Raw genomic sequence first — 13,141 nt, 5'->3', positions numbered from 1 at the left:
TGCTTACACCAAGTTCGTACGGTCATTCCACTATCTTGGCATTCCATTATTAGCTTTGACCACTGTTCCTTGCGGAACTGGATTTTTACTTGGGTTATTTCATCCATGAATAATACCTCCATCGTATAGCTTTAGAGTACTTGAAAAACTTGAAAAACTCTAACTCTAAAAACTATAAATGTTATTTTGAAGGTATTATTACATGAATCATATTAAATTGTAAGGCACCATGTTATTGAGCGGTTACGTTTATTTTTTAATTATGAGCCTCCTTCAAATAATAATATTTAACATCTAGAGAACACTATATATAGGAGGGATTATATGGGCAAACGTAGATTTAGGGGAAGAAATAAAAGATTATCATTGGTACATAAGCAGTTTGATACATTAACATTATATCTAACAATATTCATTGTAACTTTAGTAATAATATTAAGCATAATATCGGCTATTATTAATTCCTTAGCTAATCTATCTGTTTTAGGCTGGCTAATCTTATTATTAGTTTTATTGGGAACTACTTATCTAATAAATCAAGTTATGATTATTTTGAAAAGCCATAGGGACGAAAGAAGAAGAAAGCGAATCGTTCGCGATGCGCATATTGCTAAGTTGAAATCTATGCATCCGTTAGAATTCGAGCACTATATTGCCGATATATTTCGACTAAAAGGTTATACTGCGACTGTGACTCCTCCTACTGGTGATGCTGGAAAAGATGTTATATTAATAAAGGGGTCTGATATTAGACTTGTCGAGTGTAAGCGTTATAACTCTCCGAAAGTAACAAGACCTGATATTCAGAAATTTCATAGTGCAATTATTGATTCAAATGCTTCATGTGGATATTTTATTACAACAGGATATTTCACGAAGCCAGCCATTGAGTATGTTTCAGATAAACCTATCCACTTGATAGATTTACCTAGTTTGCTCAACCTTATAGAACAAACTATCACTGAAAATGAAATGACAAAAAAAGTAAACAAAATTCAGCTTACATAGCAGTAATAGGACAAAATCAATAGAACATATACCTTAATTAAGACATACCTAGTACGAAATGAGGTGTATGTAATTGATAAGAAAAGTACATTATTAACACCGTTCTCAAACCAGTTCCGTGCTGATTCTTCCGTCATATCTGTTGCTTTCGTAAGAGCGGCAATGACATAATCAGCATCAAAATAGAAAGTGTTACGACGATCTACCCATTCTTCACCTGTTAATGTTTTGAACTCCGCTTTATAGATATCATAAACACCTTTGGAATCTAAGTACTTTTCCATTTCGGCAACTCCTGGGATATCTCCATAGTAACCGCGATGCTCATAGAAAACTTTAAGAAAAACTCTTAGAATAGCATCGTCTTTTGACTTGCTATCTAGTGATGCTTTCGAGTCAATGTTAAATAGAATTACTTCTGTTTCTACACCGGCTGTACGTTTCATGTTTGCTAGAATCAGTTGATCTTCAATTTTATCGTTAAAATAGTCGATAGCTTGTTGGTTTTTCACATGCTTATTCTCTAATAAATAGGCTAGAATCTTCAAGAAATGGGATTTACCACTACCGAAGAAGCCACTTATCCAGACACCCATTTTGTCAGTTACACTATCGATGCCGCGTTGGTAGTTCTCATAGAATTTTGATAGGTGTTTATTGAGTTCTCTAGTAACAACATACTCTTCTAGTTCTTGATGAATATGTTCTTCATCTGTTTGTGCTACCTTAATAACTCCTCTAATATCACGTTCTATACTCTTTTTAAACATATCCTTGATAATCATGGTGACCCCCCTGACCTAATTAACTAATGGAAATGCTCTGTAATAGTTGTCGTCCTTAAACTTGCCAAACAATTGCAGCGATTGACCGTCGTACTTCCCAGGGAAAAACATAATGACTGGATTCTTATCGATTACTTCTTGTAAGTTATTCAAGATGGTGTGAGAGCGAACGAACGGATATACTTTTCCTACGCCTGTAATTAACACAACGTTATGATCTTCTAGCTGTTCCTTAATTTTTCTTAGGAAAATATCAGGTTTAGCAAAGTTCGCCATCGCCTTAAATAGTTCTTCTTTGCCTCGTTTATCTTCCATTTCAAAAATCCGATCAAAAATATTACGCTCTTTTGCTATTTCTAACAGCATTTTATAAAGGTCAAACTCTATAACCTTTCGATTCGAACCTTCATGACTGAACTCTTTCTTTATACGTTCAACATAACTGCGGACCACTAGTTCCTTCTCGGGTTCGTAATCAAAAACATAAAAGCTAATTTCATTACCTAATCCATGACCTCGTACGAATTTATCTTCTTTAATCCTTGGAATGACTTTGTCCAATCTTCGATTAAGATTGCTCATGTGTTCACCTCTATTCACCCATTGCTGAAATGTATTGTTCATCTCCAATATGGCGCAAATGTTCTTTGACTTGTTCATCTATAAGCATACGATTCAGTTCCCACGTCCGCTTATCTTTAAGTATGCCTGTTTCTAACAGTATCTTAATAAATACTTGCTTCAGTTTATTGTTGGTTTTGTCTGTCCAGCTCGCAACCTTCTCGTCTTGCTCTGCCTTGTGTGTGAAGTAAGCATTGATATCTTTCTTCTCAAGTATGTGGTCATTTGCATGAAGCTTTTCCTTAATAACTTCATCCATAAATTCGTAATATAGACGATCTGTTTTCATAATTGCATACAGGTTAATAACCTTGCCTACTTCCATTGAGTCTTCTAAGACCATAGTACGTAACGTATCATCAATTACTTCGGTACGTCTTAGAAGAGTTGGTATCATCCTCTGTAGACTTGACGTTTTCTCATATTGGAATACATTTTCTGTTACTATTTTGTCTTTTATCTCTTTATCATTGAGACCTTCTTGCTTTAACCTGATTACTTGCTTGAATTCATAGAATAAGAAGGCGGCACCTGTTAAATTAGCGCTATATAGTAATTCTGTACTCATTAAACCAATTCCTTCCACATTAATATGTTTTTATCCTAAATATTCTTCTAGTTTTGCTGCTAAATGTAACGGTAGTGGATCTTTGAGCGCTCCCTTGTATTGATGGGCTGCTTCTCTGTAATTATTAACGAGCGAAATCCAGTGATCTGCAATATCTCTTTCTTGAAGATGTATTGGATATAGTTCAATCATATCAGGCGCTTTAAAGCAATAATTCGGCTTGTCTAATTTCGAGTGCGATTTGTAAGATCTAATATACTCTTTATCTGCTGGTCTTGGTGCGACTGCATAATATACTCCATTGTATTTGAAGAGACCTGATTTACTTTCGTATTCGTTATTTTGTTTGCGTGGACATATGTAGCCTGGAACTTCATTATTATTTCGCACACGAATAATTCGCAAACCACTCTCTTTTCTTGTTGTATCAATTCCTTCATCTTTACTTTTAAACCATATTGTGTTGATTGTGTAAGGGGCGCGTTTTTCCGCAATTGCAAGTTCACTATCAGTTAATAACTTCCATATGTTTCTGGTAGTGCCGTTGCTATTAACGACCACAATGTGAGGTTCCTTACTATAGTTAAATAATTCGAAAACTTTACTTTTAATATCATCTAATATGCGTGTTCTTTTAAACTTCTTTATTCCCTCTTCTGTTATGACCTTTTGGAATTCTAGTGCCGCTTGCCAGTATAATTTAGTCCCAACCCATAACGCAGGGCACTCCACGTAAACTTTTCCATCTATTTGGTTGATAGTAATGGCAACCATTGTTTTGTCAAGATACCCATATATTGTGCTTTTGAAGTTAATAACATGGATGCCTGTTATCGGCGTATTGTAATCAATGGCAACGTTCTTCTTCGTACCTTGATACTTTTCAACATACCCTAATTGCCTGTATAAGTCATAAACAGCGGCTTTAGCTTTATGTTCTAATTCATCGTTAATTATGGGCGTAATAAATTGTGTTAGACGACCAGTAATAGCAAATCCCGCACGGATTGCCGCTTTAGGATCTTCCGCCATTTCAAAGACAAGTTCTCCGTCTTCATCTTTATAATCTAATATAACGATGCAAGCTGTTACTTTATTCTTCTTATCTAGACTGCACGCTATCTCTTGTATTCGGTTTTCATGTCTGATTATATAATTCGCACCCTCAAGTGATCGTAAGATGCTCGGCGTTTGACGACAAGTAATTGTTATGTTTAATTCAGGAGATGTAAGAGTTTCACCTTCCATGCCGAGGGTTCGTGCTAACTCATTTTTCAAAACAGAGATTATAGCTTGTGTGGTTTCGTTATACTGGTCATAGTAGATTTCAATATTTAACTCTTTGCTATCTATCGCAGTTGCTATGGCTTGTCTTACTAGATTTGGTTCTTTCCCTATAATGTCTTTCTTATATTTATTAGGGCCATGCTTCGTATTTTCGAATTCTTCCGTCTCTTCAGCGTAACCAGTTATTAATTTTTTAATTTCATTATAGATCTCGTATTTGTCCTTCATTGACAATCCCGTTTTCACAAACGAATAATCTTTACCCATGCTTAGTGTTTGGTTCGTGTATAGATTCACTCTTTTCTTACCTTCAATATAATCTATAGGTTTATAAAGATATTCTTCTGCCGACGGTAGTGGAAGGCCTATGAAGTGGTTTGAGAATACTTTTTCACTTACAGGATCCCATATGGCTTTTTTTCTACTATCAAGCTTTTTCACAAAATTATTAGGTCTACCAATGCTTAGTGGATATAATATCTTATCACCACATTTCACATAGACAGTCGTATTGCTTTTGTTTAACAGTTTAGAAGGAATGCTTTTTCTTGTAACCCACCTGGTGACTTTTGGTTCAAATAGTATTAAAGGCACTCTTGTGTGTGGAGTCGTTTGGATTGATGCCTGTAATGAAATGGAGTAATAGTCTTTTATCTTTTCACTCTTATTTTTATAGCATAGCGCTTCAGGTTCACTTAGAACTTTCTTATTTCCTGCATGAAGAAAGGATAGTTCTTTATTATTAATCATGACTTTATTGTTAATGATTTTATTTAAAATTAAGTTAGGCAACAAATCAAAAATTTTCTTGTTTTCAATGTAACCATGTTTATCCGTTAGTTGAAGTGTTTGTAGTTGAAACTCGTCAATATCTTGTTCTTTTAACGAGCTCTCCCACTCTTCAAATGTTTCAATTAAATCAGGTGATTTTAAATCATACTTAACAAAACTTGCCCAAGATTTAACTACGTTAAAGATAATTTTCTTATCCAAAATGCTTGTACTAATGATCCAGCTATTATCTGTATAGTTGTTATAGAAATCACCTACATACAAAATATCAGGCGTCAACGCTCTAAATAATTCTTCCATTTGTTTCGTCTTAAGCAAACGTTTATTTCTAGTATTATCAACAAAATCTCCATAAAAATTGATCACCCATTGTTCTGGCATTTTAAGAACATATAACGATACATCAAGGTTCGCTCTGACCCTAAATGCTAATGGTTTAATTGTTTTGAACATTGACGTTCCCCCTCTTCAAGGCTTTGTAGAATGCACCGTATAGTCTTTCGACGATTACCCCGACATCTTTTCTGTTTATATTTTTATCTAGATATTCTTCTATTTCTTTCAATAGGTCAAAATCATTAATTTCATTGGCCGTAAATGCGCCATCTAAGAAAAATAACTTTGGTGGTATTCTATCTAAATCTGTGATTCTTAACAGTCTTCCATATATTTGTACGATTAAGACCAATCTGGACACTACAATTTCTTCTTTTCGTCTTTTGGGATAATTCGCTATTGAGTAGTAGTTCTCAAATTCTTCAATCCAGACTGAATTTGCATACTCTGTCAACTCTTGAAGATGTGTATATACGTTAGTATAATGCTTCTTGTGAGCATACTCATATACCGCCCCATTCAAGTTGCTAACAATATTTTCGATGTCTCTTGGAACATCCATTGGTCTTACTAAATAAAAAAGCGCCGAGAATAAAGAATGCCCACATTCATCTACTATGTTATGTCCTCTTTCAATCGCACTAGCCGGAGCTATTAGGATCTCAAAGTCTAAGTTCCTTGCTTCATTAAGCTTTCCTCTTTGTATTGTTCCTTGTTCGTTACAGCTTTTATCAGATACAAGTCGGTAAATGACTCTGCTTGGTAGTAAATCTTGTAAAGTTTGTTGTGCAACCTTACACTGTTCATAGCTGTTTACTATAAAAAGGATTCTGTTACTATGCTGTAACTGGCTCTTAATATACTGCACAGACTCTATTAAAAGATCTCTGATGGCAGAAAATCTGTCCTGATTTCCTGAAACATTTATTCTAGATGATATGATATTTACTTCCGTATTCTCTATGAATTTCAATATCTCATCCCTAGGTTTCAATATATAGTTAACAGGCTTACATATATGGTATCTATTCGACCCTTCTGCCCAGCTCGATCCAGATAATAACAATATGTTAGGTCCTAAAGGGCTTCCTTTGTCATCAATTCTCATATACGGTAAGTCAAGCATAATTGATCGACCAATACCAGATTTCCGAAAAATTTTAATATCTTTCTGATCTTGGTCATAAATGTAGCCAAAAATGTTCCCTAGTGGTGATGTTGGAATAAGTCTCATAAGTTTCCTATAAGGCGCTTTAAATATATCGGGAACATCTAAAGCTGTGCCACTTATATCCGCTAGTCTCATTAATAAATTACTTAGCTTATAGAGTGACTTTTCAAATAAAATCAACGACATTGTGAATTCAAAAAGCAGTTGTTGTTTTGTATTTAATTTGTATTTATCAATAATTTGCTGAATAGTGTTCTCTACTTCAAAGTTTACTAGAAACTCATTCTCATATGCAGCAAATAATTCTATGTGTTCGTCGTTTATATTGTAATTTATCAAATCATTTTTTAAAGAAGCCGAGAAGTGACGTTCATTAAAAAATTCATTAGTTATCCTTTGACCAGTAAACCATTTGCCCGATTGTATTATGTCTAGCTTGTTAATTGTTTTATTATCTGTAATGAATGCTCTTATTGTGTTTAGATGCTGTAGCATAAAGGCATATTCTTTAGTAAATGCGATTGCTTCACTAGCTGCTGGACCAGCAATTGATTTATCCACTTCTTCAACAAACTGGTTCTTGTTACTAGAAAGAATCTTTGTTATTTCTGTTGTTGAACAGAATTTCTTATCTAGCACCACTTGTAATTTATCTGCTTCATCAAAGATTACGATATCTATATACTTAATGATATATTCTAGTATGCTAATTCTGCCAAACTTCTTTATATAATGACTATTTGAGGTAGTTAAACTATAGATATTTGTTACAATAACGTCCGCATCCTGTATATCCCTAGTATCTTGTCTTCTAGGGCATTCCCAGTAGAATGGACATACATATTTTTTATTGCCACTATTTGTTCTTAGCTTAAAGCATGGCTCTTTGCCATATTCTATTGCTGCTATATTGTCAGTCCTTCCAATAAAGCCATCTAATGTGCATACACCAGTAAGGTGACTTGCATATTTTTCGTGTATTATCATCTCATCGTTCTCTATGACTTTTTCAATTTGATCGTAAATGGTTGTCTCGCCTTTTACTGGTGTACACTTAATTCCTAGCTGTTGTAATAAATAATTCGTATCTAACTCTTCTTTAACAGTCTCAAACACTATACATAATCTATAGCCTTGTTTGGCTGCGTAAAAAGCTAGTATTTGCATAATAGTAGACTTTCCAGCTCCAACCATGCCAAGCATATTGCATACTTTATCGATGGTTATTTCTGTTGTGTCAGTTATTTGGCCTGATTGCACAGCATCAACTCTTACTTTGTGTAGTCTATCTAAATAGTTCTGTTTCTTTATGTCAATGTTATTAAAGATTCGTTCTTCAATGAGATTGTCCATTTCCTTTGCCGCTTGATACAACTCATCTATTGTAATTGTAAAGCTGCCACCTTTTTTATTTCTTTCTAGTTTTATTTGAACTGTTGGTAAGTCTATTTCTTCTAGTGAAACATTAAATTCTACATTGTTATTGTAAAACTTATAATTACGGATTGATTGATTAATATATAAGTCTGTATCTTCTGAATCTGGTTGATCTTCTATTAAACGATTATAGTATTCTATTCTATCTATTATATTTAAATCACCGCACTCTTCAGAGGTTATGAGTCGATTGTTTGATACATCATATATTCGTGTATGGGTTGGTGTTTTCAAATACCTCCTCAACACTGCGTTGTAATAAGTTTTTGAAGAGATTAGATAATAACTGTAACGCAAGTTATCCAGCTGGTAATAGATTGATCCTAATTCCGTGTTCGCCAACTTATGCAGATTAAGTAACAGAGCATAAAGTTTCTCGGTTTTATGGATATAGCCATTTCTATAGCAAAAGTGTAAAAAGCCTTCAACTAGCATGAATTCTCTAACAATTTTCTTATCTGATATATTAATGCCAGAAGCTGTTAATGCTTCTTTAATCTGTTTTTCAACATTAGATTTTAACTTGTTTATTTTACGAGTGGAAGCTACCATTATATTACACCCCCATCAAGTCTTTTTAATAAATCAGCAAAAGAAATACAACGAACATTATTTATTTTTCTATCTATAGCCTTGTCTACTACTTTACAGTAATCTTTCTTTTCCCTAGCTACTTCGTTTGGGACTACTATATATCCTTCATCCCAATCTGTTGAATCAAAAATACTACGTGTCTCCAATAGATTGTTTGCTAACGCAAATGCATTTTTATGATCTTTTGCGTCTATTGCAATTATTTTATTATCGTTGCTTATAATTTTAATATCGTATTCATCAATACTAGGCCATAGCTCGTGTTTAAGCTTATGCTCTATGCAAAACTTTTCAATCTCCAATTCTAAAAGCCCTGGAAGAGCGATATAACGCATAACTCCAGGTTTTAGTCTTAGAAGATTTCTTGTATCTCCTAATGGTTCAATTTCAGTGAAGTTATCTGTGTGCTTTTTGCATCTTTTATCTATACAAGATAGGGAGTTATCTATACGTACCATGATGGTCCAGTTACAATATGAGCATTTGCTATGAGCATCATCTGGAATTGCCTCGTATGCATTATCTTTTATTTTGTCAGCGTGACTATCACTGACACCTAATTTTTGTAACATTTCTTTAAAATCTCTTAATGAAGCTGAATCAATGATTGGGTGCTCAATGATAAATTTTCTGCAATAAACGTATGCATCTTGATTTAATTTCTTAATGGCGTCATATAATGCCTTTTGTTCAGCATCTCTATTGTTCTTTGAAAAAAAGGCTAATTCGTTACATTCATCGCTACAAATATATTTACCTTGATTTCTTAAGAATACTAATGGTTCCATATCTAATGCAGACATTATTTGTTCTTTAATTTGCTCGTCCCACTCAAAAGTCCACTCTATAACAGGCTTACTATAATAATTTTTAATAGCATCCGTTTCGTTTTTTGGCGCCAATACTTCGCCATCTGGCGAATTAATTCCGTATTTTAACGCAAATACATAGTGCTTATTAATTGCCTTAACTAGTCCATTGTCTGTTATGTACTTTCTTAAACCACTGTCTATCAATCTGTTATTAAACCGTTTTTTATACTCCTCCTCTTTTTTCTTTAAACCATAAGCAATTTCACACAATAACGAAAAGAACTCTCTATACAAACTTGCGTTACTCATAGATATTGCCTCCCTAGAGATATAGTTTAATTAAAAGACAAACAAAAAAAGGTGCTCTGCGATATCAACACAGAACACCCCTTATATATTAATACACGAAGTTAGTATAATTGGAACCCAAATATATAAGTAGAAGCTGTATGTTTTTTTATCGCGGACACCTATAGTATAAGATTTGTTTCCATTAATTGCAATAACGAAATTGAGTGTCTATGTTTATATGCGTAATCAGGAGTCCCATAATCTAATGATTTATAAATCAATCCTCATCTCTGTGTTTATCAAACGATTGCTTAATTAGAAACATCACATCTTCTATTTCATTCAATGATGATATGGCAACTTCAACATCACCATTCCCCCATCTCCCTAAATTACTCACGTCTTTACATATACCCTTTGGATCATGTATCTCATTAAAGAGCATATTTAAACTTAAGCGTAATCTGCTTTTTTGTGGCACAATATCGACAAAATTAGTAGAAGTCTTGTAGGCAATATACAACTTTTTAAACTCTTCGCGAACTGAACTATCTAAATTACATATGCGTTTTCTCAACTCGTTAAATAAGTTCAACATTTCCCCTTGAAGATATTCTGCATGGTCTTCAATTGTGTAAACGACTGCCTCTTTTGATATGTTCTTATTTTTATATGTTGATACAATGTCATCTGATAGTGAAGGGTAGCCCCATACCTCCAATGCCAGCTCTGATAGTTTTTTTGCCCTAGCATTTATCTCTTGTTCATTCCATTTATCAAGCTTACTCAATTCTCTATTTAACCGTAACGGACTATCAGCAAATCCTCCAATCATATCTCGCTTTTCTTTAAAAGGTCTGTCGCTAAGTTCCGAGTTGTATCTTGTTAATGTTAGATTCCCTAAAGTATGCAAATATGTATTGTGAATCTCTTCCCAGCTTGATCCAAGATCTTGCCTCCATTCTGTTGACAGGTTGGTGTTTTGAGGCATAATATGCTCAATCGTATAACTCTCAATGTCTACAATTTCTTTTCTGTTGAAATTTTCTAATTTTTTCAGCACATAATTCCGGTTTCTAAAATTATATACATCTTTAATAGCCAATTCTCTTACAAATTCATCATTTCTAGGAAAACGTTTATACGAGTCTTTTAGTAATAGTACCGCAGAAATACTTTCTAAATAATTTTCTTTCTTAATTTCTTTACTTAATGTTGCAAAGGTTTTGTTTAGTGAATTTGTAGGAACCCCACAAATTGCACGACGAAACACATATGATTCCACTAATCGTAGCAATGCTATAAAGTCTTTTTTCGATAGCAGTTGCTGTTCATAATCGTCATATACTTCCATTAAGAACGGGTATGATACATCTACTTTTAATGTGTTAATATCCTTAAGTACCTGGTTAATTTCTTTATCTTTTTCTTTTTGAAATGCTACCTTTACATAATGACTGGAATATCGATATATATCTTTGACTACTTCTTGAATGGTTTTGGAACTCTGGTTCACATAATCTTTAAAACTTGAATATACATCATTAACATTTGGAATCCGACCTGTTTTGACAATTAAAAAGTCCCTCATAAACCGATCAAATATGGTAGAGTCATTAAGGTTTCCAAAGCTTTTTTCCATAGGATACCAATAATCTGTGTAGAGTTCCGATTGTTCTTTGGGTTCTAGACCCATCAGTATGTAGTTTCGTATTAAATCGGCTTGTGACAGGTCAAGCCCTGTAGAATTAAGGCTTTCAAATATTAATTGTGGATTATCATGATCTCTATCAAGGGATATATCAACGACTATTAGTTTAGAAATTCCCTTATAGAGATTATTCAAATCAACCCCACTGTCCTTTATCATATTTTTGAAAAAATTAAAATTATCTACAATTCTGTTCGAGTATTCATCTGGCAATGGTTTGTCCAATATCAAGCTGACATGTGTATTGTTATCATTTTTTGTTAAAATTAGTTTATGGTATAACTCATCATCTTCTTCGCTGTTAGTTAAATAATAACTCATTATTTTCTTTTTCGTAATTTCATAAGACTTCCCACTCTCTTCTATCGCTTTACCTAAGGCCAATAGAAAAAGTGTTAAAGTAGTCATTCTCTGTTGTCCATCAATTACAAGTAACTGTGGCACTGCGGAAATCTGATATAGGCTTCTTTCAATATAAACTATAGACCCGATAAAATGTCCTTTAACATTATCATCTTCCGCTGCACGAATTGTATCATCCCACAGTTGACGACACTGTTTTGTTGTCCAGCTATATTTTCTCTGATATATAGGTATCATAAATTGCTTCGTACCTTGCAAAAATTTTAGAAAATTTGTTTCAGATGCTTTCATGAAAACCTCTCCTAATCCATTTGACTTTGTACTTTAATTTTGGAACAACTCTATTTGAATTTGTGAGTTAAAAAAGTTTCTCAAGTAGACATACACTTCTTTAAATCTATGTATTAACTCCATCTTTCCCAGAATTTTTTAGGAATTCCATCTCTATTACAACTCCAATTTAGACGATACCCACTCATCTCTACCTAGGAAATAATTCTCGATAATATCCCATCTATCTTCATTGGTGAGTTGCTTAATCATAAATTTAGACAATACCTTTTGAGATCTGTCTTTTTTGCGTTCAATTTCCGTTAATAGGGCATTTCGATAATTCCCTTGATACAGTCTTGCTAACTTGGATGGATCGTTTACACGGATAAAGATTTCGGAATTTTTGCCGCCTATAATTTCATAAGTAGCTAGGCCGAGTAATTCTAAAAGGATAGCTAGCTTAAAGATAGGGTTCTTGCCAGTTTCCTTTTCTACATAGACATAGGATGAAAAGGTTCGTTCATCGTGATTAGGGACGCATTGCATTATTTGACGATTAAATGTTTGTTTTAGCGAAAGGTAGTTCGAATTCATTACCCGATATTCTGTTTCATCTCTATACTGGGAACGGCGTTCTTGCACGAACTTAAATCGATCTGAGTTGCAATTAAAGCCTATGTTCTCTGAAACATCAGCTACGAACATATCGAGTAGTACACTTGGCAAATCCCTATTGATAATTTCCTTGTGTTGGAAATATTCATTGAACTTCTGCTTAAATGCGGCTTTATTAAAAAAGCTCCTTGCCCTTTGAAAATGACTAAAGAGATTCTTCAGTGCATCTATAAATGTCAACATAAACATGTACACTTTTGACTGTTTAAGAATGTACAGTTTTACTAATTATCTCGTTCCAGATGGTCCTTAATTCGGTAAGAATCACCAATAATATTAACTACCGTTGCATGGTGGAGGACACGATCCAAAATTGCATTTGCTATCTTAGGATCTTGGAATACCTCGTCCCAGGATTTAAAACCAACATTAGTTGTTAAAATCGTACTTTTCTTTTCATATCTCATATCAATGAGT

10 protein-coding genes are annotated in these 13,141 nt (G+C 33.8%); 1 reads left to right on the top strand and 9 read right to left on the bottom strand.

Annotated elements, in window-relative coordinates; all coding sequences use genetic code 11:
* The first annotated feature begins 324 nt into the window (after window positions 1-324).
* A complete protein-coding gene (locus BHU72_RS05570; protein ID WP_083248278.1) occupies window positions 325-1,008 on the top strand; it encodes a restriction endonuclease in 684 nt (227 codons plus the stop codon).
* On the opposite strand, the gene BHU72_RS05565 is transcribed toward BHU72_RS05570, so the two are convergent.
* The 9 genes from BHU72_RS05565 to BHU72_RS05525 all read right to left on the bottom strand — a co-directional run.
* Window positions 996-1,793, bottom strand: coding sequence for a DUF6079 family protein (locus BHU72_RS05565; RefSeq protein ID WP_069701653.1), 798 nt, complete (start codon window positions 1,791-1,793; stop codon window positions 996-998). The genes BHU72_RS05570 and BHU72_RS05565 overlap by 13 nt on opposite strands.
* 15 nt (window positions 1,794-1,808) lie before the next feature.
* Window positions 1,809-2,375: a DUF1788 domain-containing protein gene (locus BHU72_RS05560; RefSeq protein ID WP_069701652.1), complete on the bottom strand. Its 567-nt coding sequence runs from the start codon at window positions 2,373-2,375 to the stop codon at window positions 1,809-1,811.
* Between the two features lie 10 nt (window positions 2,376-2,385).
* Complete coding sequence (locus BHU72_RS05555; protein WP_069701651.1) at window positions 2,386-2,982, bottom strand: DUF1819 family protein; 597 nt, start codon at window positions 2,980-2,982, stop codon at window positions 2,386-2,388.
* Between the two features lie 30 nt (window positions 2,983-3,012).
* Entirely contained in the window at window positions 3,013-5,514 is a 2,502-nt protein-coding gene (locus BHU72_RS05550) for a pPIWI_RE module domain-containing protein (RefSeq protein WP_069701650.1), read from the bottom strand.
* Entirely contained in the window at window positions 5,498-8,557 is a 3,060-nt protein-coding gene (locus BHU72_RS05545; RefSeq protein ID WP_069701649.1) for a hypothetical protein, read from the bottom strand. The genes BHU72_RS05550 and BHU72_RS05545 overlap by 17 nt, the downstream gene beginning before the upstream one ends.
* A complete protein-coding gene (locus BHU72_RS05540; protein WP_069701648.1) occupies window positions 8,557-9,720 on the bottom strand; it encodes a restriction endonuclease-related protein in 1,164 nt (387 codons plus the stop codon). Before BHU72_RS05540 ends, BHU72_RS05545 begins: the two co-directional genes overlap by 1 nt.
* A gap of 259 nt (window positions 9,721-9,979) precedes the next feature.
* Window positions 9,980-12,067 carry a DUF262 and DUF1524 domain-containing protein gene (locus tag BHU72_RS05535; protein ID WP_069701647.1) on the bottom strand — a complete coding sequence of 696 codons (2,088 nt, stop codon included), beginning with the start codon at window positions 12,065-12,067 and terminating at the stop codon, window positions 9,980-9,982.
* Between the two features lie 156 nt (window positions 12,068-12,223).
* Window positions 12,224-12,907, bottom strand: coding sequence for a hypothetical protein (locus BHU72_RS05530; protein WP_069701646.1), 684 nt, complete (start codon window positions 12,905-12,907; stop codon window positions 12,224-12,226).
* 41 nt (window positions 12,908-12,948) lie between these two features.
* Window positions 12,949-13,141: ATP-binding protein (locus BHU72_RS05525; protein ID WP_176720392.1), on the bottom strand; the 193-nt coding region annotated here is incomplete at its 5' end.

Origin of the sequence: Desulfuribacillus stibiiarsenatis (genome assembly GCF_001742305.1) — a bacterium.
Lineage (GTDB): Bacteria > Bacillota > Bacilli > Desulfuribacillales > Desulfuribacillaceae > Desulfuribacillus_A > Desulfuribacillus_A stibiiarsenatis.
The sequence above is the reverse complement of the archived record's forward strand: the minus strand, read 5'-3'. Positions and strand labels throughout refer to the sequence as shown.